Source organism: Pseudomonas sp. CAU 1711 (assembly GCF_039888625.1).
Lineage (GTDB): Bacteria > Pseudomonadota > Gammaproteobacteria > Pseudomonadales > Pseudomonadaceae > Aquipseudomonas.
In genome coordinates, this window is sequence record NZ_JBDQQT010000008.1 from 164,284 (window position 1) to 185,261 (window position 20,978).

Sequence of the window (20,978 nt, forward strand, 5' to 3'; positions counted from 1 at the left end):
TTACTCCTGTGTTTGCTTGCGTCCCTTGATGCGGCGAGCCTCAGGACAAAAGCGACTGAGAAAGTCATAGAGCGCGTTGGTAAGGTTGTCCTCGACCAGGCTATAGATGACAAACTGGCCCTGCTTCTCCTCGCTTATCAGCCCCGCCTCGCGCAATACCGAGAGATGCTTGGAGATCGATGGCTTGGCCATGTCGAACTGCTCGGCAATCTGTCCAGCATTCATAGGCCCCATAGACAGATGATTGAGAATGCGTCGACGGGTATTGGAGGCAAGCGCCTTGAATGGATCGACCATCGGACCTCCAAACGTTTAGCTAATTAGCTAAATAAGCTAGTACGTTATTGACAGCTTGACAACCCATGCCCTGCCTCCGTCAGAGCCTGGGCAACGTCCAATGGGTCTTCTCCAGCCATTCGGCGAAGGCCGCCGGCGCCAGCGGCTTGCTCAGCAGGTAGCCCTGGGCGATGTCGCAGCCGAGCTGGTCGAGGCGCTGCAGGATGGCGTCCGTCTCCACGCCCTCGGCCACCACGCGCAGGCCCATGTTGTGGCCGAGCTCGACGGTGGAACGCACGATGATGTCGTCGTCCGGGTTGCTCAGCAGGTCCTGGACGAAGGACTTGTCGATCTTCAGTTCGTGCACCGGCAGGCGCTTGAGCTGGGCCATGCTGGAGTAGCCGGTACCGTAGTCGTCGATCGACAGGCGCACGCCCAGCTCGCACAGCTGCTGCAGCTGCCCCAGCGCCTGCTCCGGATCGGCCATCACCGCACTCTCGGTGATCTCCACCACCAGGCCGGCCGGCGCCACACCATGCTCCTCGAGCAGTGCGGCGATATGGCCGGCGAAGCCGGGGTCGGCCAGGTCCAACGCCGATACATTGACCGCCACCTTCAACGCCAGCCCCTGCTCGTGCCAGGCGCGGCACTGCGCCAGGGCCGTGCGCAGCACCCAGCGGGTCAGGGCGCAGACGTTGCCGGTCTGCTCGGCCAGGGGGATGAACTCGTCCGGCGGGACGAAGCCATGCACCGGGTGAATCCAGCGCACCAGGCATTCCACGCCGAGCAGGCGGCGCGAGCGGATCTCCAGCTTGGGTTGGAAATACAGGCTCAGTTGGCCCTGCTCCACCGCGCCCTTGAGCTCGCTCATCAGCGCCAGGCGCACCAGGCTGTGGCGATCCAGCTCCGGGCGGTAGAGGGTGTGCGGGGCGTGCTGCGCCTTGCCCCAGTACATGGCCACCTCGGCGTGCTGCAGCAGGCTGCCGGCGCTCTCGCCGTGGTCCGGATAGAGGGCGATGCCGAGGGTGGCGTTGAGCGTCATGCCGATGCCGCGCACCTCGAAGGGCTCCAGCAGCGCCGCGCGATAGTGCTCGGCGGCCGGCACCAGGTCGCCGGGATTGCAGCGCGGCAGCAGCACGGCGAACTCGTCGCCGCCCAGGCGCGCCAGTTGCTCGCCGTCGCGCAGGCGCTCCTGCAGGCGCGCGGCGAGCAGGCGCAGGAGCTGGTCGCCGGCCTCGTGGCCGAGGGTGTCGTTGAGGTCCTTGAAGTTGTCCAGGTCCATCAGCAGCACCGCCACGCCCGCGCCGGGCGGGCACTGGCGCAGGGCCTGCTGCAGCTCGGCGACGAAGCGGTTGCGGTTGGCCAGCTCGGTCAGTGGGTCGCGGTAGGCGAGGAAGCCGATGGTCTGCTCGCGCTCGGCGATGCCGCGCTGCATGGCGGCGAACTCGCGGGCCAGCAGGCCGACCTCGCCACCGGCGGCGGTGGCCACGCTGGCCTGGTAGTCGCCAGCCGCGATGCGCCGCACGTTCTCCACCATCTGCGCCAACGGCCGGCTGATGGTGTTGGCGATCCACAGGGCGCCGAGCCCGGCCAGCAGCAGGGCGGCGGCGAAGATGGCCGCCAGCTGCCACTGCAGCGGGCGGAAGTGCGCCAGCTCGGTGGACAACGAGCGCATCAGCAGCACCTGCAGGTCGCCGTTGGTGCCCGCCAGCGGCGCGCGCAGGGCCAGTTGCTCCAGGCCCTGCAGGGGGAAGCGGAACACCCCCTGGCTGTCCGGTAGGCGGCTGCCGCCCAGTTCGGCGCGCGGCAGCCCGCTCAGGTTGCTGGCCAACACCCGGTAGGCGCCCGGCGCGCCATCGAGCAGGGCCACGTCGGCGCCGATCAGCTCGGCCAAGTGGCCGGCGGCCGCGTCGTCCAGCTCGAAGGCCATCAGCAGCCAGCCCATCAGGTTGGGACGCGGCGCGAAGATCGGCGTCAGGTTGACGTGCAGCACCCGCCCGCCGAGCACCACCAGGCGCTCCGCGTTGTCCGGCTCGGCCCCGTCGAACAGGCCGCCCCAGGGCAGGCGCGCGCCGGGCACCAGCTCCTCGCTGGTGCCGGCCAGCACCAGGCCATCGGGCGCCAGCACCAGGGCGAAGCCGGCCTGGCTGCGCGCGGCGAAGGACTCCAGCGCGGCGGACAGCGACTGCGCCTCCTGCTGCGGGCTGGCCACCAGATCGGCGATCTCGCCGAGCAGGGTGAAGTCCTTGGCGATCAGCTCGGCCATGGCGCTCTGCGTCTGCCGCCGGCTGTGCAGCTCGTTGTCCAGCACGCGGTAGGCGAAGCCCAGCCGCGCCTGTACCTGCTGCAGGCTGGAAGCGAGGGTGGAGCGATACACCAACGCGGCCAGCAGGCCCATCAGCGCCAACAGCAGGAGCAGGAAGAAGACCAGAATCTTGCCGCGCAGGGTCATGGCACGTAACCGCCCTTGCCCTGCGGCCGGTTCTTGGGCTGCTTGGGCCGAGGGTCGCGCTTGAGCGGCTCGGACAGCTGCCAGCTCAATTTTCCCGGACTGCTCAACTCGCGCTGCAGGCGCTCGGGCGCATCGGCGATGCGCGGGTGCCACAGGTGCAGGCGCTGCCCGGCGGCGGGCGTGTAGTCGATGCGCGCGACGCCGGCGGCGTCGGTCTGGGCGAACCAGGGGCTGTCCAGCACCAGCACGAAGCCGAGCATCCAGTCGTGGATGTTGCAGCCCAGGGTGACCAGGCCGGGCCGGTCGAACAGCACTTCCTGGGGCGTCTCGCTGCGCTTCTGCAGGCGCAGCTCGAAGCGCTTGGCCGGGGAGAAGGAATAGACATGGTGGTTGATCGGGTCGGTATTGGGGAAGCTCACCGTCGTGCCCGTCTGCACCGCCAGGATATAGGGCACGAACTGACGCTTGCGCTGGTCGACATGGCTTGGCGCCGGATTTGCCGCCAGCGGCCCCGGTGCGATCCATAGCACGGCATCGGCCAGAGGCCGGCCACGCTTGTCGCTCAGCCGGACTTCCAGGGTTTCCGCCATCGCAGACAGGCAGCAGCCGGCCAGCAGCAGTGCCCACAAGCGCTTGCCCATAACCACCTCCCCGCAGTCGATGGAACAGAGTATAGGTAGCGACTGGAGCCTGGGGCTTGCGTGAGGGCATCGCGCGCCAGCACGACCGCCGGGCCCGGGGGGACGGCCTGGGCGGGCTCGAGCGGCAGCTCGAACAGATCCAGTCCCGCCTGTGGCCAACTGGCCGTGGTGTAGAGGATTTTCCGCGCCACGGCATACTCGCCCTGCCCTGCGCGCGTCTCTGCCAAGCGCAGGCACAGGCTTCAGCGCACGACGTAACGGAGTTCCGCCTGATCGATAAGCCGCAATACAGCCCACGAATCGAAGTATCCCGCGCACCGCCCCAGGCCTTAGGGTGATGCGCAAGCCCGAGGACCGAGCATGAACCAACCCCAGCACCTGCGCGCCGACTATCTGCACTTCCAGCCGATCACCACGCGCTGGCACGACAACGACCTCTACGGCCACGTCAACAACGTCGTCTACTACGGCTACTTCGACAGCGCGGTGAACGCCTACCTGATCGAGCACGGCGGCCTGGATATCCACGACGGCCAGGTCATCGGCTTCGTGGTCAGCTCGTCCTGCGACTACTTCGCCTCCATCGCCTTCCCCGAACGCATCGAGGTCGGCCTACGCGTCGGCAAGCTGGGCACCAGCTCGGTGCAGTACGAGCTGGCCATCTTCAAGCAAGGCGAAGAGGAAGCCTGCGCCGCCGGGCGCTTCGTCCATGTGTTCGTCGACCGTGCGAGCAATCGCCCGGTGTCCATCCCCCCTGCGCTGCGCGAGGCCCTGGCCCGCCTGCTGCGCGACTGACCATCAGGAGCTCGCCATGCAAGACGCCGTCATCGTATCCACCGCCCGCACGCCGATCGCCAAGGCCTTCCGCGGTGCCTTCAACGACCTCAAGTCGCCGTCCATGGCCGCCGTCGCCCTGCGCGCCGCCGTCGAGCGCGCCGGCATCGAGCCCGGTGAAATCGAGGACGTGGTGATGGGCACCGCCATGCAGGGCGGCACCGCCTCCACCAACCTCGGTCGCCTGTCGCTGCTGGCCGCCGGCCTGCCGCTGACGGTCAGCGGCCAGACCATCGACCGCCAGTGCGCCTCCGGCCTGATGGCCATCTCCATCGCCGCCAAGCAGATCATGGTCGACGGCATGGCCGTCACCGTCGGCGCCGGCCAGGAGCAGATCAGCCTGGTGCAGAACACCCACATGAAGTGGACCGCGAGCGACTACGACCCGGCCGTGGTGAAGATGGCCGAACATGCCTACATGCCGATGCTGCAGACCGCCGAACTGGTGGCCAAGCGCTACGGCATCAGCCGCGAGGCGCAGGACGCCTACTCGCTGGAATCGCAGAAACGCACCGCCGCCGCCCAGGCCGCCGGCCTGTTCGCCGACGAGATAGTGCCGGTCAGCGCGCGCAAGAAGCTGGTCGACAAGGAAAGCGGCGCAGTCAGCTTCGAGGACGTTACCTTGAGCCTTGACGAAGGCAACCGCCCGCAGACCGTGCTGGCCGACCTGCAGAAGCTCAAGCCGGTGATCGAAGGCGGCTGCATCACCGCCGGCAACGCCAGCCAACTGTCCGACGGCGCCAGCGCCAGCGTGCTGATGAGCGGCGCCCTGGCCGCCCAGCGCGGCATCCAGCCACTGGGCCTGTACCGCGGCATCGCCGTGGCCGGCCTGGCCCCGGAGGAGATGGGCATCGGCCCGGTGTTCGCCGTGCCCAAGCTGCTCAAGCAGCACGGTCTGAGCGTCGACGACATCGGCCTGTGGGAGCTCAACGAGGCCTTCGCCTGCCAGGTGCTGTACAGCGCGCAGAAGCTCGGCATCGACCCGGCCAAGCTCAACGTCAACGGCGGCGCCATCGCCATCGGCCACCCCTACGGCATGAGCGGCGCGCGCATGGTCGGCCACGCCCTGCTGGAGGGTAAGCGCCGCGGCGTGAAGTACGTGGTCATCACCATGTGCGTCGGCGGCGGCATGGGCGCGGCGGGGCTGTTCGAGGTGCTGTAAGGCCCTCGCCGCAGCAGCGCAAAACGCAGGCCCAGGCCTGCGTTTTCGTTCTGGCCTGACGCGTTGCGAACGGGCCTGCCAGAGCGGCAGTTGGGTATGACAGCCCCGGGATACTGAAACCTCGCTGCAGCCCCTGCGGCGTAGGACTAACCGCAGGCCACCCGATAGACAACGAAGAGTTCAAGGCCTCGACCAACAGGGCCCGAAATGTGCTCATCCTGCCCGCGCAGCGAATCGCGGCCCGATTCGGGGCGCCGGCGCAATGGTTTCAAGCGGGCTTGCTACTCGGCCGGCTTAGCACGTCGGCGACGGAACTCGCACAACTCAGCAGCATCCGGAAAACGCAGCCCGGCCCCGCCAAGTGAGCCCCGTACAGCACCTCAGGCGCGCTCCCTGACCGGCGAAGACACCTTCGCTGCCGTCACGCAGAACAGAACTTCCACACCGACAATGAAGACTCGGGCCCTGTATGACGTGCAGCGGTAAAGCACCGCGAGCGCCTCACGGCAGCAGCAATTTCACCGGCGGCTCGTCTGGCGGCAGCTCGTCGCGCAACTGCAGCACGCGGCGCTGGTCGAGCCGGCTGCGCTCGATCAACTCGCCGAAGTGACGGCGGAACAGCTCCTGGAAGCTGCCGTCTGCCAGCACCTCGCGCAGGCCTTCCTCGAAGCGCTCTTTCAACGCGTGATTGTCGCGGCGAAAGATGAAGTACACCGGCTGCCGGTAGGACAGCGCCAGGTGCGGCTCGACCATCAGCTGCGGGTGCTCGCGCGCCTCGTTCCAGGCCTCGTTGAGGCCCCGGTGGTAATAGTCGAAGCGCCGCTGCTCGAGCATGGCCAACAGGTTTTCCGGATAGGCGCTGCCGATCACGGGCAGGCGATTGAGAGCGAACAGCGGGAAGTCGCTCCACTGATTACCGAAGCCACCGCGCAGGGCGCGCAGGTCGTCGAGGTCACGCACCCCGGCGAAACGCGGCGCATCGTCGCGGTGAATCAGCAACAGGCGGTAGCTGGTCAGCCCGCCCTGAATGTCGAAGCGGATCGCGGCGAAATCACGCAGGCGCTGTGCATTGGGCGGCACATAGGCCAGGTCCACCTGGCCGTCCTTGAGCAGCGCCAGGCAGCGGCTCTGCGCCGGGTCCGCGCCACGCGGCGCAGCGACCCGCAGCGCGCCGTACTGATCGGCCGTGCGCCGCAGAATCAGCTCGACCAGTTCGAGACGGAAGGCGTACTGCGCCGGATTGTGCTGGCACAGGCGCAGCTCGGCCTGTGCCTGGCCCACTACGATGGCTAACGACATGCACAGCCAGAGCCTGGCAGACATCCCTCACAACCCCGCCGGGGCCCTCTCGCACAGCGCCTTGAGCGCCGCCACCCACTGCGGGTGATCGTTCAGGCAGGGCACCAGCACCAGCTCTCCGCCACCGGCCTCGCGGAACTGCTCCTGGCCGCGCTGACCGATCTCCTCCAGGGTCTCGATGCAGTCGGCGACGAAGGCCGGACACATCACCAGCAGCTTCTTCACGCCCTGCTTGCCCAGTTCATCCAGCCGCGTTTCGGTGTAGGGCTCGATCCACTTGGCGCGGCCCAGGCGCGACTGGAAGGACACCGACCACTTGTCCGCCGGCAGCCCGGCGCGCGCGGCGAACAGCTCGGCGCTGCGCAGGCACTGGGCGCGGTAGCAGGTGGCGAGCACCTGCGCCGAGGCCGTGCGGCAGCAGTCGGCGCCCTTCAGGCAGTGGCCGCTCGGGTCGAGCTTGTGCAGATGGCGTTCGGGCAGGCCGTGGAAGCTCAGCAGCAGGTGGTCGAAGCCCTGCTCCAGATAGGGCCTGGCGCTGGCCACCAGGGCATCCAGGTATTCGGGCTGGTCGTAGAACGGCGGCAGGTTGGCGAACTGCAACGGCAGCTTGTGTTCGCGCACCACCCGGCGCACCTCCTGCAGCGCGGTGGTGGTGGTACTGTCGGCGAACTGCGGGTAGAGCGGCGCCAGGGTCACCCGGCGCACGCCCTGCCCGACCAGGCGCTTGAGCGCGCTCTCGATGCACGGCTGGCCGTAGCGCATGGCCAGCTCCACCGGGCCGTGCGGCCAGTGCGGCAGCATCGCCTGCTGCAGTCGCCGGCTGAGCGCGATCAACGGCGAGCCCTCCGGCCACCAGATCGAGGCGTAGGCATGCGCCGACTGCGCCGGGCGCTTGATCAGGATCAGCGACACCAGCAGGCGGCGCAGCGGCCAGGGCAGGTCGACCACATGGGGGTCCATGAGGAACTGGTCGAGATAGCGACGCACGTCGGCGACCTCGGTGGAGGCCGGCGAGCCCAGGTTGAGCAACAGCAGGGCGTGATCGGTCATGCGGGATCCTTGAGGATGTCGGCCAGGGCCGAGTCGATATCGGTGATACGGAATTCGTAGCCCTGCGCCTGGGCGCGCTCGGGTAGGGCCTTCTGCCCGCCGAGCAGCAGTTCGGAGAGCTCGCCCAGGCCGACCTTCAGCGCCAGGCTAGGCACCGGCAGCAGGGCCGGGCGGTGCAGGGCGCGGCCCAGGGCGCGGGCGAAGTCGCCGTTGCGCACCGGCTGCGGCGCGCAGGCATTATAGGGACCGCTGGCGTCTTCCCGCTGCAAGAGAAAATCGATCAGGCCGACTTCATCGCGCAGATGGACCCAGGGCATCCACTGTCGGCCATTGCCGATCGGCCCGCCCAGGCCCAGGCGGAACGGCAGCAGCAGGCGCTTGAGGAAGCCGCCATCGGGCGCCAGCACCAGGCCGGTGCGCAGCAGTACCACGCGAATGCCCAGGCCCTCGGCGCGCTGCGCCGTCTCCTCCCAGGCACCGCACAGCTGAGCGGCGAAGTCCTCGCACACCGGCGGGTCGCTCTCGTGCAGCTCGCGCTCGCCGCCGTCGCCATACCAGCCGACGGCGGAGCCGGAGATCAACACCCGCGGCCTGCTCTCGCGCCCCGCCAGCCAGGCCAGCAATTGCTCGGTGAGGGTGATGCGGCTGGCCCACAGCAGCGCCTTGCGCTTGTGCGTCCAGGGCCGGTCGGCGATGGGCGCGCCGGCCAGGTTGACCACCGCGTCCAGCGGGCCGGCGCCGAAGTCCTCGAGCCGGCCGATGCCGCGCACCGCCGTCCCGCAGAGCCGGGCGACGCGCTGCGGGCTACGACTCCAGACAGTCAGCACATGTCCTTGCGCCAGCCAGTGACGGCAGAGCGCGCGACCGATCAATCCTGTGCCGCCGGTCAGCAAAATGTGCATGGCATCCTCCTCGCATGGCGTTAACCAGCAATCTGGCCCTAGTCTGAATTATGGCGCTGTCGCGTGCCTTGTCTGCCCGCAACCAGCGTCGCAGATTCAAGAGGTCTTGCGATTGGAACCCAGCATACCTATACAGAAATATGAATTTGTATAGGTTTTGTCTAAAGCGTAGCCTGAGGTAAAGGAAACGAGGTAGACCATGAATGCACCCATCGCCATCATCGGCACCGGCCTGGCGGGGCTCTCCGCCGCCCAGGCACTGCACGCCGCGGGCATTGAGATAGAGCTGTTCGACAAGAGTCGAGGCAGCGGCGGACGCATGGCCAGCAAGCGCAGCGACGCCGGTTCGCTCGATCTCGGCGCCCAGTACTTCACCGCCCGCGACCGCCGCTTCGTCGACGTCGTGCAGCAGTGGCAGGCGCGCGGCTGGGTCGCCGAATGGGACCCCGAGCTCTACCACAGCAACCAGAGCGGCCTGCTGCCCTCGCCGGACGAGCAGGTGCGCTGGGTCGGCACCCCGCGCATGAGCGCCATCAGCCGCGCCCTGCTCGGCGCCCTGCCGGTGCACTTCTCCTGCCGTATCACCGAGGTGTTCCGCGGCGAGCAGAACTGGCAGCTGCAGGACGCCGATGGCAACGCTCACGGCCCCTACAGCGCGGTGATAGTCGCCACCCCGGCGCCGCAGGCCACCGGCCTGCTCAGCGCCGCGCCCAAGCTGGCCAGCGCCGCCGCCAACGTGGTCATGGAGCCGACCTGGGCGGTGGCCCTGGGTTTCGCCACGCCCCTGCAGACCCGCGTCGAGGCCTGCTTCGTGCAGGGCAGCGCGCTCGACTGGGTGGCGCGCAACCGCAGCAAGCCGGGGCGCGATGGCGCCTTCGACACCTGGGTGCTGCACGCCAGCAGCGCCTGGAGCAAGCAGCACCTGGACCTGCCCAAGGAAACGGTGATCGAGCGCCTGCACGGCGCCTTCGCCGAGCTGATCGGCTGCGCCCTGCCGGCCCCGGCCATGAGCCTGGCCCATCGCTGGCTGTACGCCCGGCCTGCCGCCGCGCACGAGTGGGGCACCCTGGCCGACGCCGACCTGGGCCTGTACGCCTGCGGCGACTGGTGCCTGTCCGGCCGGGTGGAAGGCGCCTGGCTCAGCGGCCAGGAGGCGGCACGGCGACTGCTGCAGCACCGCAGCCTGTAGGCGCGGGCTCCGCTCGCGAAACAGGCCCTGCCAAAGCCTCGCTACAATGCCGCCGGGCTGTGGGACAATGCCCGCCCAGCCCGTCGAAGCCCCCCGTCATGCGCCAGAAAGCCCATCCACCCCGCCAACCCAAGGCCGTCACCAAGGGCCAGCTGCACCCGCGCAACCGCCATCAGGGCCGCTACGACTTCCCCAGGCTGATCGCCGCCAGCCCCGAGCTGAGCCGCTTCGTCATCCTCAACCCCTATGGCAAGCAGAGCATCGACTTCGCCGACCCCGAGGCGGTGCGCGTGTTCAACCGCGCGCTGCTGCGCCAGCTGTACGGCATCCATCACTGGGACATTCCGCCGGGCTACCTGTGCCCACCGATCCCCGGTCGCGCCGACTACTTGCACGGCCTGGCCGACCTGCTGGCCGAGAGCAATGCCGGCGTCATACCACGCGGTGCCGGGGTGCGCGTGCTGGATATAGGCACCGGCGCCAACTGCATCTATCCGCTGCTCGGCCATAGCGACTATGGCTGGCGCTTCCTCGGCTCGGACATCGACCCGCTGGCGCTGCAGTCGGCCGCCGCCATAGTGCGCGCCAACGGCCTGACGCAGGCCATCGAGCTGCGCCGGCAGCGCGACTGCGAGCATATCTTCCAGGGGCTGCTGGGCGCCGAGGAGCGCTTCGCCCTGAGCCTGTGCAACCCGCCCTTCCACGCCTCGGCCGCCGAGGCGGCCAGCGGCAGCACGCGCAAGTGGAAGAACCTCGGCAAGCTCGACCCCAGACGCAAGCTGCCCCAGCTGAACTTCGGTGGGCAGAGCAACGAGCTGTGGTGCGCCGGCGGCGAGGCGGCCTTTCTCGCCCGCATGGCGCGGGAGAGCGCGGGCGTGGCCGATCGGGTGCTGTGGTTCAGCAGCCTGGTGTCCAAGGCCGCCAATCTGGCCGCCTTCAAGGCCGCCCTGCAGCGCGCCGGGGCACTGGAAGTGCGGCAAGTCGACATGGCCCAGGGCAACAAGCAGAGCCGTTTCGTCGCCTGGACCTTTCAGGAGGTCGCCGCGCGTCGCGCCTGGCTCAGCGCTATCGCCAGCGGAGCCCCGACATGACTATGCTAACGGTGTGCTGTCGCACAGCTTCGGGAGTCCGGGAGTCCCCATGCGCTGGAAGAGTCTGCTGGCCCTCTGCTGCCTGTCCTGGTGCCTGAGTACCCAGGCGGAGCCGCGCGAGCTGCAGATCAGCGTCGGCGACTGGCCGCCCTACCTGTCCACCGACCAGCGCCACAATGGCGTGATCGCCCATATCATCAGTGACCTGTTCGCCGAGGAAGGCTACCAGGTCAGCTTCCGCTTTCTGCCCTGGCCCCGCGCCTACTCGACCGCGGCGGCGGGCCAGTACGACGCCACCGGTGTGTGGATGCACAAGGACGAACGCGAGGACGACTTCCTGTTCAGCGCGCCGCTGCTCGACGAGCAGTTCGTGTTCTTCCACCTGAAGTCGCAACCCTTCGACTGGCAGAGCTTCGACGACCTGGCCGGGATGACCCTCGGCGGCGGCCTGGAATATAGCTACGGCCCCGCTTTCGACGCCTTCCTGGCCCAGGGCAAGGTGAAGATGGAGCGGGTCTCCAGCGACCAGCAGAACTTCGACAAACTGCTCAAGGAGCGCATCGTGCTCTATCCGCAGGAGATGAACGTGGGCTACGCGGCGCTGCGCAGCCACTTCACCCCGGCCGAGCGGGCGCGCATCACCCACCATCCGAAACCGCTGCTGGTCAACCAGAGCTACCTGATGCTGCCCAAACGCCTGGCCGCCAGCCAGGAGCTGATGCAGCGCTTCAACCAGCGCCTGCAGGCCATGCGCGACAGCGGTCGCTACGACCGCTACTTCCGCGACCTGCAGGCCGGCAAGTACATGCTCACCGAGGAAGACGCGGAACAGGCCTCGACCGGCCCCTGACGCGCCCGGCCGCGCTCACATCGCCCACTCGTTGACCACCATGTGCGTCTTCACCCGCTGCATGCCCGGGTAGTTCTCGATCTCGCCGCGAATCTCGGCCAGGCGCGCCATGCTCGCCGCCTCCACCTGCACCAGCATGTCGGTCTCGCCGCTGATGCCGCAGCACTGGCGGATCTCCGGGTGCGCGCGCATGCGCTCGACGTAGTCCTGGCAGCGACCGTTGGTATAGAAGAGCTCGAGAAAGGCCTTCACTGCGGCACCCTCCGTCTCCACCACCCGGGCGTGATAGCCGCGGATCACCCCGGCCTGCTCCAGCTGGCGAATCCGCTCGCCCACCGCCGAGCGCGACAGGTTGACCTCGCGGGCGATCTGGCTGACGGGGGTGCGCGCGTCGCTGCGCAGCAGGGCGAGAATCTGGCGGTCGAACTTGTCCACGAAGGGCTCCGGCGAACTGACGGGCGATTCCGCCGCTTCGCCGGTGATCGGCGGCAACCTGGCCGCAACGACGGGCTTAACATGGCGGGATCGAAAGGATCGCACGAGCATACCTCATGAGCCGTCTGAACAAGGAACTGGGCCTGCTGCAAGGCGTCGCCCTGCTCAGCACCTCGCTGCTCGGCACCGGCATCTTCGTGGTGCCGGCGCTGGCCGCCACCGCCGCCGGCCAGGCCTCGCTGTGGGCCTGGCTGCTGCTGATCGCCCTGGTGCTGCCGGTGGCCTTCACCTTCGCCCAGCTGGGCAAGCGCTTCCCCCACGCCGGCGGTGCGCCGCACCTGATCGGCCGCGCCTTCGGCGCGCGCAGCGAACGGCTGATCGCCATGCTGTTCCTCGCCGTCCTGCCGGTCGGCCTGCCGGCCGCGCTGAACATCGCCACCGGCTTCTGGCAGGCCGTGCTGCCGATGGGGCGCGGCGAGGCGCTGCTGGTCCAGTTCGCCACCCTCGCCGCCATGCTGCTGCTCGGCCAGCGCCCACCGCGCGCCAGCGGTTGGGTCCAGGGGCTGATCGCCCTGGCCATCCTCGCCACCGTGGCCCTGGTGTGGTGGGCCGGCGAGCTGCCGCGCGCCAGCCAGCCGCTGCTGCCACGGATCGGCGACTCCTGGCAGCTGATTACCGCCGCCCTGGGGGTGATGTTCTGGTGCTTCGTCGGCATCGAGGCCTTCACCCACCTGGGCGAGGAATTCAAACGCCCGCAGCGCGACTTCCCCCTGGCCCTGCTGCTCGGCGTGCTGCTCGCCGGCCTGGTGTACTGGGCCTTCTCGGTGGCGGTGCTGAGCTTCGGCGTGTACGGCGACGAGCACAGCGACGCCGCCTCGCTGCCGCGCCTGATGCACATGCTGCTGGGCGATGAGGCGCGCTGGCTGGTGGCGGTGGTCGGCTACCTGGCCTGCTTCGCCTCGATGAACGTCTATGTGCAGGGCTTCGCCCGGCTGATCTGGAGCCTGGCCGACGAGGGCAAGCTGCCGGCGCCGCTGGCCACGCGCAACGGCCATGGCGTGCCGGCCCGCGCCCTGCTGCTGGTGGTGGCGATCTGCGCCCTGTGCGCCGCGCTGGCCGCCGTGCTGCAGCTGTCGGTGGACGACCTGATCCGCTACGCCAACGGCAACTTCATCCTGGTCTATCTGCTCAGCATGGCCGCCGGCGTGCTGCTGCTGCGCGGGCCCTGGCGCTGGATCGCGGCCTTCAGCGCCCTGCTCTGCGCCCTGGTGCTGCTGGCCCTGGGCCTGGATGCGCTGTACGCCCTCGGCCTGCTCGGCGCCATCGCCCTGCTCGACCGCTGGCGCGAGCGCCGCACGGGGTTGCCGAATCTGCAGGGCTGAGACGGTTGCGGCTATCCTCACCCTTCGGATAGCCACAAGGACCGACCATGCGCCGCCTGCTCCATGACCTGAAGATCCTCATCCTCGCCAACCTGTGGCTGGTGCCGGTGCTGGCCGGCCTGGTCGGCGCACTGTTCTACTTCGTCGCCCCGCCGCCGCCGATGCACGCGCGCCTGGCCACCGGCGCCGCCGGCGGCGGCTACCACGCCTTCGCCGAGCGCCTGCGCGCCGAACTGGAGAAGGACGGCTTCGAGCTCGAACTGGTGCCCAGCCAGGGCTCGCAGGACAACCTGGCCAGGCTGGTCGACGGCTCGGTGGAACTGGCCCTGGTGCAGAGCGGCCAGGAACAGAGCCTCGATGCGCAGCAACGCGACAGGCTGGCCGGCCTCGGCGTGATGTACCGCGAACCCCTGTGGCTGTTCACCGGGCGCAAGGTCAGGTTCGAGCGCCTGGCCGACCTGATGAAGCTGCGTCTGGCCATCGGCTCGCCGAACAGCGGTACCCAGGCGGTGACCGCCGCCCTGCTCCAGGCCAACCGCATCGCCCCGGCCGACTACCCCGAGCGCTGGCAGGCCCTGGGCGGCAGCCGCGCCGCCGAGGCGCTGATCGAAGGCCGGCTGGATGCCGCCTTCTTCGTCGGCCCGGCGGAGAACCCGTTGATCCAGCGCCTGGCCGCCGAGCACCGGGTGCGCCTGGTCGGCCTGCGGCGCATCGACGCCTACCTGGCGCGCCTGCCCTACCTGAGCCGGCTGGAAGTCGGCGAAGGCATGCTCGACCTGGCCCACAACACGCCGAACCGCGCCATCGCCACCCTCGGCCCGGTGGCCACCCTGGTGGCCGGCGAGGACTTCCACCCCTCGCTCACCCCGCTGATCCTCGAAGCCGCGCGCAAGGTGCTGGAGAACGGCAGCCTGCTCGACCCGGCGGGCAGCTATCCGCAGCGCCCACCACGCTCGCTGGCGACTCTCCCCGAGGCCGAGTACTACTACGCCAAGGGCCTGCCGATCCTGCAGCGCTACCTGCCGTTTCGCATCGCCTCGCTGGCCGACCGCTACATCATTCTCGCCATCCCGCTGGTGCTGCTGCTGTTTCCGCTGTTCAAGGCCATCGGGCCGATCTACCAGTGGCGCATCCGCGCGCGCATCTACCGCTGGTACAAGCACCTGCGCGAAATCGACCAGCAGCTCTACCAGGGCAGCCTGGACGGCGAGCTGGGCGCGCAGATAGAACGCCTGGAAACGCTGGAGGACGAGCTGGCGCGCATCGAGGTGCCGCTGTCCTATTCCAGCGAACTGTACGAACTGCACATGCACCTGCGCTACATGATCGAGCGCCTGTATGCCGTGCAGCGGCGGCGCCTGGCCGCGCAATGAAAAAGCCCCGCCAGTGGCGGGGCTCGGTTCAGGCGCGGATCACTTGATCCAGTGCTTGCCCCAGTGGGTGATGTCGTAGGCCTTGGCGGCCCGCATCAGGCTCTTGCCGGCGCCGGCCTTGCTCCCCTCGATCTCGTCGTCGATGACCTTGGTGGAGTGCGACAACCAGCTGGTGACGAAGGCCATGGCATCGCCATTGACCTCCAGCGCGCGCATCTCGATGTTGTTCAGGTTGTCGCAGTCGGCGTGATAGCAGGGGTCGAGAGCGATACCCGCGGTGCCGCCGTAGCGCGCCGCCTGCTCCTCGGTCTTCAGCACCTCGGCGCCGGTGAACAGTCCGCCGAAGGCGATGCCGTCGGTGAAGAACTGTGCATAGTCGGAGCGGAAGGTGATCTCGTCGCCCTCGGACGGCAGGCCACGCAGCCGGTAGTACTCCTCGAACAGACGCTCGATGGCGGCGGAGCCGGGCGGGCCTTCGAGACCGAAGTCGGAACCGTCGCCGTCATAGATGAAGTAGGCGAAGTTCGGCGAGGCGATCATGTCGAAGTTCAGATAGGCCTTGATCTTGGCCTTCTCCTCCGGCGGCAGCTGGGTCACGTAGTAGGTCGAGCCCACCAGCCCCGATTCCTCGGCGCCCCACCAGGCGAAGCGCAGCTTGTTCTTCGGCTTGACCTTGCGCATCTGCACGGCCAGCTCCAGCAGCGCGGCGCTGCCCGAACCGTTGTCGTTGATGCCCGCGCCCTCGAACACCGAGTCGAGGTGAGCGCCGGCCATCACCACGTTGTCCGGGTTGCCATGCCGCGACTCGGCCACCAGGTTGTGGGTCTCGGTACGCTCGCGCACCACGTCGGTGAACATGTGCAGCTGCAACTCGGCGGTCTGCGCCAGGCTCTCGCCCAGTTGATAGGTGGTGAACATCACCGGGATGCCGCCGGAATAACCATCGCCCAGAGTGGCGTTGATCAGTCCCTTGCGATCCTCGGTATTGCCCTGGTTGAAGATGATCACCCCGGAGGCCCCCGCCGCCGCGGCGTTCTCCGCCTTGACCTGGAAGCTGCAGGCACCGCGTTGCAGCAGGGCGATGGCACCGGCCGGGAAGCCGGCGAAATCGGCCTCCTCGCAGCCGCTGGTGGAGGCGTTGCCGAGGCCCAGGGCGAGGTCCGCCGGAGCCACCGCGGCGGTCACATTGCCGGCATCGGTCTGCGACAGGTAGGTGAAGTCCACGTCCCACTCATAGGTCACGGGAGTCGGCGCCACCGCGTTCAACTGGCCGGGGCCCTGCGGGTAGAAGGCGCTGAACGGGAAGGCCTGCAGGCTGACGCTGTAGCCGGCGCGCTCCAGGGTTTCCTTCACGTAGTTCAGCGAGCCGTTGTAGCCCGGCAGGCCGGCGGCACGATTGCCGCCATTGGCCAGCGCCACGTCGTGGAGCATCTGCAGGTGCTGCTGGGTGTTCTGCGCCTGCATGCAGCGCGGCAGCAGCAGCGGCGAGCTGTTGAGCAGACCGGCGCGGCACTCCATCGGCCCCAGTCGCGAAGGGCTCCAGAGCTTGTCGAACAATTGCGAGAGGTCTTGTGTCTCGGCGGCCATGGCCGGTGCGGTGACGCTGGCCAGTAGGGAAGCGAACAGCAACTGACGTTTCTTGTGATGCATGGGTTTGTCTCTCCAATTCCGTATTTGGAGCATGTGGATGCGGCAGCACTTGTGGCGCCACCACGAGTCGTCCCTTTACTGCGTCGTTTGGACGCAAGAGAAACTAGACGCTGATTTGCGAACGCGCGAAGTTTTCTGCAGAAATTTGCACTGAATCACCGGAGATGGCCGATAAAGCCAGTAAAGCGCCAGCATCCGCACCCAGCTGCCGCCCCGGGACCTGAAGCCCGCGCCGCACTCGGGTAGACTCTGCGCTCCCCATTCCGTACCCGCGCGAAGAACACCCATGCCGATCCGCCACTGCATCGTCCACCTGATCGACAAGAAGCCCGACGGCTCCCCCGCCGTGCTGCACGCCCGCGACTCGGAGCTTGCCGCCTCGCAGGCCATGGAAAACCTGCTGGCCGACCTCAACGAGAGCTACAACGCCAAGCAGGGCAAAGCCTGGGGCCTGTTCCACGAGGAATCCGGCGCCTATCCCTTCAGCGGCTGGCTGAAGGCCTATCTGGACGGTGAACGCGACTTCACCGCCTTCAGCCGCCAGGCCGTGGAGCAGCTGCGCAAGCTGATGGAGGAATCCAACCTGTCCACCGGCGGCCACGTGCTGCTGGCCCACTACCAGCAGGGCATGACCGACTACCTGGCCATCGCCCTGCTGCACCACAGCGAGGGCGTGGCGGTGACCGAGGCGCTCGACGTGGCCCCGGCCAAGCACCTGGACCTCGGCCAGCTGCACCTGGCGGCGCGCATCAATATCAGCGAGTGGCGCAACAACCCGCACTCCAAGCAGTACATCTCCTTTATCAAGGGCAAGAACGGCAAGAAGGTCTCGGACTACTTCCGCGACTTCATCGGCTGCCAGGAGGGCGTCGACGCGCCGAGCGAGACCCGCACCCTGCTCAAGGCCTTCAGCGACTTCGTCGAGAGCGAGGACCTGGCCGAGGAGAAGGCCCGCGAGAAGACCGACGCGCTGGTCGACTACGCCACCAGCCAGGCCAAGCTGGGCGAGCCGATCACCCTGGAAGAACTTTCCGGGCTGATCGACGAAGACCGGCCCAAGGCGTTCTACGAACATATCCGCAACAAGGACTACGGCATGGCCCCGGAATTTCCGGCGGACAAGCGCACCCTCAGCCAATTCCGCCGCTTCACCGGCCGCGCCGAGGGCCTGTCGATCAGCTTCGAGGCGCATCTGCTGGGCTCGAAGATCGAGTACGACGAGGGCCGCGACATGCTGATCATCCGCCAGCTGCCGACCCAGCTGAAAGACCAGCTCAAGCGCCGCAAGGACTGAGCCCGGCGCCGCCCAGAAACGCAAACGCCAGGCACTGCCCGGCGTTCGCACTCCCCTCTCCCCCGGGAGAGGGGCCGGGGCGGGCCGCGTAGGATGAGGGAGCTCATAGGCGACTCCGCTCCCTCACCCCAACCCACTCCCAAAGAGAGAGGGGCAACCGCTACAGCGCGTCGATGCGGAAGCCCAGCCGCGGGAAGTGCACATGCACCGTGCCGGCGCGCTCGTCCTCGCGGCGCAGGACGATGGACTCGGCCGCCACGCAGAGCAGCTCGCCCTGCACCGGGTCGACGCCGTAGTCGGTGGCCGCCACGCTGACCCGCTGACCGGGCGTCAAGCCCAGCGCCTGACTGAAGTCCTCTTCTGGCAGCGGCGCCGGCGTCGCCTCGCGGGCGATGGCGATGGCCTCCTCGCCGCTCAGCGGGCTGTGCGCGCCATGGCCGAAGCCCAGCACGCGGCCCAGCCAGGCGGCGACTTCGGGGTAGCCATCGACCAGCGGCGCGGTGACATGGGTGCCCTTGAGGAACCACAGCGGGTGGGCCATGGCGAAGTCGGCCACCGAAGGCTCGCCGAACAGGAAGTCGCCCTCCTCGCGCGCCAGCTGCTGCTGCAGCCGCGCCATCAGCACCGGCCACTGCAGCTTGGCCTGCTCGATCGGCAGGCGGCTGGCGCTGCCGCCGGAGAACAGCGCGGCACGGTCGGCGACGAAGGCCTTCTGCGCCGCCGGCGGCAGCTGGCCCATGCGCACGGCGATGGACTCGGGCTGGAACACCAGAGCCACGGCGTGCTGGAACACCACGGCATCGGCCCACTGGGCGAAGCTGGCGGCGACGCACTCCTGGCCCTCGGGGAACAGGCTGGGAATGGCCTTCTCCGCTTCCAGGCGGCGGGCGATCAGCGCGGTGTCGCAGTAGATGTCGGCACCGACCTGCAGCACCGGCGTCTTGCGATAGCCGCCGGTGAGCGCCAGCAGATCGGGCTTGGGCATGATCCGCGGGATCTCCACCGAGCGCCACGACAGCTGCTTGAAGCCCAGCATCAGGCGGGCCTTCTCGGCGAAGGGCGAGGCGTCGTAGTGGTGCAGGATCAGTTCGGACATGACAGGGCTCCGCTGCAATTGAGTCGAGGTCGCAGCTTAGCCGCAGCGGGCGCCGCGGCCTACCCCGGGGCGGCGACTATCAGCGCTTCCTTGGCCGCCTTCTTCAGGCGCTTGATGGCGATCTCGCGGCGCAACGCGGCGCCCTTGTCGGTGCAGGCCTCGACGTAGACCAGGGCCAGCGCCGGGCTGGAATGAAAGAAGCGTGCGCCCCGGCCGCTGCGGTGCTGCTCGAAGCGCCGCTGCGGGTCGTCGCTGATGCCACAGTAGAGCGCGCCGCTTTCGGCGCGGACGAGGTAGACGAACCAGGGTTTGGCGGGCGGCATATCGGTCATGGCCGCCGAGCTTACCCAGTCAGCGTCCCGCCTGCCAGGCGCGCAGCCCGGCCATGGCCTGCCTGCCGACCGCCGCCTGCACCGGCGCCAGCCAGCCCAGCAGCAGGCCCTTGGCGCCCAGCGCCTGGCGCATCCAGCGCCACAGGTCGAAATGGTCGCGATGCTCGACGATCTTGCCGTCGGCGAAACGGAAGCTGGCCTCGATGTGGTTCTCCACCCGCCGCCCGGTGGCGCTGAACAGATAGCTCGCCACCCAGCGCGCACGGCCCTGGCGCTCGTCCGCCTCCAGCACTTGGTAGCTCAGCGAGAAGTCCCTGGCCCGCGCGCAGAGCATGCGCCACATGTCGCCGGCGTCGCGGCCGCGCAGGTCGCGAAAGGCCGGGTCGGAGAACTGCACGTCGGCGGCGTAGCAGGCTGCCATGGCCTCGGCGTCGAGCCGTTGGAAGGCCTGGTAGAAACGCTCGATCAGCTCGGCATTGGGGTGCGCCATGGTGGACTCCGCGATGGATGAGGATGGGACAGAGTATGGCCGGGGCGACGACGGGCGACGATTGGCGCTAATGACAACTTTGTGTTCATAATAGCCATATGCCGCGCATCGCCCTCTACACCTGTCCACAGACCGTGCTGTCCAGCCTGAGCATGGCCGACGACGCCTTCCGCCTGGCCAATCGTCTGGCCGGCGAGGCGCTGTTCGAGCCGGTACGGATCAGCGCCGACGGCCGGCCGGTACAGCTGGACTACGCACAGCTGAGCGTCGACGGCGATCTGCGCCTGGCCGAGAGCGCCGAGCTGCTGCTGATTCCGGCCACCGGCAGCGATCTGGACAAGAGCCTCGAGGACAACGCCGAGCTGGTCGCCTGGCTGGCCGCGCGCCCCGTCGGGCAGAGCCTGGCCAGCCTGTGCAGCAGCGCCTGCCTGCTGGCCGCGTCCGGCCAGCTGGACGGTCGCCGCGCCACCACCCACTGGGCCCTGGCCGACGCCTTTCGCCGGCGTTTCCCGCGGGTGCGACTGCACATCGAGGCGATGTTTACCGAGGACGGCAACCGCTTCTGCTCCGGTGGCGCCCAGGCCGGCCTCGACCTGTGCCTGCGGCTGATCGCCCGCCATGCCGACGACTGGCTGGCGCAGCGGGTGGCCGCCGCACTGGTGGTGGATCAGCGGCGCGGCCCGCAGTCGCGCTACGCCCCGCTGCTGCCGAGCCGAGGCCAGGACGATGCGCAGATCGCCCCGCTGCTGCGCTGGATGGCCCGGCATCATGCCGAGCCCATCGACCTGGCCTGCCTGGCCGAACGCGCCAGCTGCTCGACCCGCACCCTGCTGCGGCGCTTCAAGGCGGCCACCGGGCTGACGCCCAACGACTACTTGCAGCGCCTGCGCATCGACGCCGCGCAGCACGCCCTGCGCAATCCCGCGCACTCGCTGGAGCGGGTCGCCGCGCAGGTCGGCTACGCCGACCGCGCCACCTTCGCCAGGCTGTTCAAGCAGCTCTGTGGCGAGACGCCCGGCGCCTTCCGCAAGCGCCTGCGCGACGCCCCTGGCTAGCGCGCGACAGCGCTGGTGGGTTGCGCCGGCTTGCGGCTAACCCACAAACGCCGCTCACACCTGTGCACAGAACTCGCCCATGAAAAAGCCGGGCACTGGGCCCGGCTTGTCGACTTACCGCCGCC

20 protein-coding genes are annotated in these 20,978 nt (G+C 68.6%); 9 read left to right on the forward strand and 11 right to left on the reverse strand.

The window, feature by feature from the left end:
* The 3 genes from AAFN46_RS11230 to AAFN46_RS11240 form a co-directional block, all read right to left on the reverse strand.
* Nucleotides 1–297 carry a metalloregulator ArsR/SmtB family transcription factor gene (locus AAFN46_RS11230; RefSeq protein WP_347808777.1) on the reverse strand — a complete coding sequence of 99 codons (297 nt, stop codon included), beginning with the start codon at nt 295–297 and terminating at the stop codon, nt 1–3.
* A 79-nt stretch (nt 298–376) separates the two neighbouring features.
* Entirely contained in the window at nt 377–2,728 is a 2,352-nt protein-coding gene (locus AAFN46_RS11235; protein ID WP_347808778.1) for an EAL domain-containing protein, read from the reverse strand.
* The gene (locus AAFN46_RS11240; RefSeq protein ID WP_347808779.1) at nt 2,725–3,369 is read right to left on the reverse strand and encodes a methylamine utilization protein; all 645 of its coding nucleotides are present in this window, start codon (nt 3,367–3,369) and stop codon (nt 2,725–2,727) included. The genes AAFN46_RS11235 and AAFN46_RS11240 overlap by 4 nt, the downstream gene beginning before the upstream one ends.
* A gap of 360 nt (nt 3,370–3,729) precedes the next feature.
* On the opposite strand from AAFN46_RS11240, the gene AAFN46_RS11245 reads away from it, so the two are divergent.
* Together AAFN46_RS11245 and AAFN46_RS11250 are read left to right on the forward strand one after the other, a co-directional pair.
* Nucleotides 3,730–4,164 carry a thioesterase family protein gene (locus tag AAFN46_RS11245; protein ID WP_347808780.1) on the forward strand — a complete coding sequence of 145 codons (435 nt, stop codon included), beginning with the start codon at nt 3,730–3,732 and terminating at the stop codon, nt 4,162–4,164.
* Nucleotides 4,165–4,180: 16 nt separating this feature from the next.
* Nucleotides 4,181–5,365 (forward strand): acetyl-CoA C-acyltransferase, encoded by a 1,185-nt coding sequence (locus tag AAFN46_RS11250; protein WP_347808781.1) that lies wholly within the window; start codon nt 4,181–4,183, stop codon nt 5,363–5,365.
* A 501-nt stretch (nt 5,366–5,866) separates the two neighbouring features.
* On the opposite strand, the gene AAFN46_RS11255 is transcribed toward AAFN46_RS11250, so the two are convergent.
* Genes AAFN46_RS11255 through AAFN46_RS11265 form a run of 3 tightly spaced genes read right to left on the reverse strand, consistent with a single transcriptional unit; the run spans nt 5,867 to nt 8,616 of the window.
* The gene (locus AAFN46_RS11255) at nt 5,867–6,664 is read right to left on the reverse strand and encodes a transporter substrate-binding domain-containing protein (protein ID WP_347808782.1); all 798 of its coding nucleotides are present in this window, start codon (nt 6,662–6,664) and stop codon (nt 5,867–5,869) included.
* Between the two features lie 27 nt (nt 6,665–6,691).
* Complete coding sequence (hemH, locus tag AAFN46_RS11260; RefSeq protein ID WP_347808783.1) at nt 6,692–7,714, reverse strand: ferrochelatase; 1,023 nt, start codon at nt 7,712–7,714, stop codon at nt 6,692–6,694.
* Entirely contained in the window at nt 7,711–8,616 is a 906-nt protein-coding gene (locus AAFN46_RS11265; RefSeq protein WP_347808784.1) for a TIGR01777 family oxidoreductase, read from the reverse strand. Before AAFN46_RS11265 ends, hemH begins: the two co-directional genes overlap by 4 nt.
* A gap of 199 nt (nt 8,617–8,815) precedes the next feature.
* Here AAFN46_RS11265 and AAFN46_RS11270 point away from each other — a divergent pair, with 199 nt between their 5' ends.
* From AAFN46_RS11270 to AAFN46_RS11280, 3 genes are all read left to right on the forward strand, one after another.
* A complete protein-coding gene (locus tag AAFN46_RS11270; RefSeq protein WP_347808785.1) occupies nt 8,816–9,805 on the forward strand; it encodes an FAD-dependent oxidoreductase in 990 nt (329 codons plus the stop codon).
* A 98-nt stretch (nt 9,806–9,903) separates the two neighbouring features.
* Entirely contained in the window at nt 9,904–10,896 is a 993-nt protein-coding gene (rlmF, locus tag AAFN46_RS11275) for a 23S rRNA (adenine(1618)-N(6))-methyltransferase RlmF (RefSeq protein ID WP_347808786.1), read from the forward strand.
* A 49-nt stretch (nt 10,897–10,945) separates the two neighbouring features.
* Nucleotides 10,946–11,746: a transporter substrate-binding domain-containing protein gene (locus tag AAFN46_RS11280; protein ID WP_347808787.1), complete on the forward strand. Its 801-nt coding sequence runs from the start codon at nt 10,946–10,948 to the stop codon at nt 11,744–11,746.
* 15 nt (nt 11,747–11,761) lie between these two features.
* On the opposite strand, the gene AAFN46_RS11285 is transcribed toward AAFN46_RS11280, so the two are convergent.
* On the reverse strand, nt 11,762–12,181 hold the full coding sequence (locus AAFN46_RS11285; protein ID WP_347808788.1) for an Lrp/AsnC family transcriptional regulator: 420 nt from the start codon (nt 12,179–12,181) through the stop codon (nt 11,762–11,764).
* Between the two features lie 116 nt (nt 12,182–12,297).
* Here AAFN46_RS11285 and yjeH point away from each other — a divergent pair, with 116 nt between their 5' ends.
* Both yjeH and AAFN46_RS11295 read left to right on the forward strand, forming a co-directional pair.
* Nucleotides 12,298–13,563 carry an L-methionine/branched-chain amino acid transporter gene (yjeH, locus tag AAFN46_RS11290; RefSeq protein ID WP_347808789.1) on the forward strand — a complete coding sequence of 422 codons (1,266 nt, stop codon included), beginning with the start codon at nt 12,298–12,300 and terminating at the stop codon, nt 13,561–13,563.
* Between the two features lie 47 nt (nt 13,564–13,610).
* Nucleotides 13,611–14,936: a TAXI family TRAP transporter solute-binding subunit gene (locus AAFN46_RS11295; RefSeq protein WP_347808790.1), complete on the forward strand. Its 1,326-nt coding sequence runs from the start codon at nt 13,611–13,613 to the stop codon at nt 14,934–14,936.
* A gap of 39 nt (nt 14,937–14,975) precedes the next feature.
* Here AAFN46_RS11295 and AAFN46_RS11300 read toward each other — a convergent pair whose 3' ends face one another.
* Complete coding sequence (locus tag AAFN46_RS11300; RefSeq protein ID WP_347808791.1) at nt 14,976–16,586, reverse strand: M28 family metallopeptidase; 1,611 nt, start codon at nt 16,584–16,586, stop codon at nt 14,976–14,978.
* Nucleotides 16,587–16,872: 286 nt separating this feature from the next.
* Between AAFN46_RS11300 and yejK the strand changes: the two genes are divergently transcribed.
* Entirely contained in the window at nt 16,873–17,880 is a 1,008-nt protein-coding gene (gene yejK, locus AAFN46_RS11305) for a nucleoid-associated protein YejK (RefSeq protein WP_347808792.1), read from the forward strand.
* A gap of 160 nt (nt 17,881–18,040) precedes the next feature.
* Here yejK and AAFN46_RS11310 read toward each other — a convergent pair whose 3' ends face one another.
* Genes AAFN46_RS11310 through AAFN46_RS11320 form a run of 3 tightly spaced genes read right to left on the reverse strand, consistent with a single transcriptional unit; the run spans nt 18,041 to nt 19,798 of the window.
* A complete protein-coding gene (locus AAFN46_RS11310; RefSeq protein WP_347808793.1) occupies nt 18,041–18,976 on the reverse strand; it encodes a glutathione S-transferase family protein in 936 nt (311 codons plus the stop codon).
* 59 nt (nt 18,977–19,035) lie between these two features.
* Entirely contained in the window at nt 19,036–19,308 is a 273-nt protein-coding gene (locus tag AAFN46_RS11315; RefSeq protein ID WP_347808794.1) for a GIY-YIG nuclease family protein, read from the reverse strand.
* A 19-nt stretch (nt 19,309–19,327) separates the two neighbouring features.
* Nucleotides 19,328–19,798 (reverse strand): nuclear transport factor 2 family protein, encoded by a 471-nt coding sequence (locus AAFN46_RS11320; RefSeq protein ID WP_347808795.1) that lies wholly within the window; start codon nt 19,796–19,798, stop codon nt 19,328–19,330.
* A gap of 98 nt (nt 19,799–19,896) precedes the next feature.
* On the opposite strand from AAFN46_RS11320, the gene AAFN46_RS11325 reads away from it, so the two are divergent.
* Entirely contained in the window at nt 19,897–20,853 is a 957-nt protein-coding gene (locus AAFN46_RS11325; protein WP_347808796.1) for a helix-turn-helix domain-containing protein, read from the forward strand.
* Nucleotides 20,854–20,978: the final 125 nt, after the last annotated feature.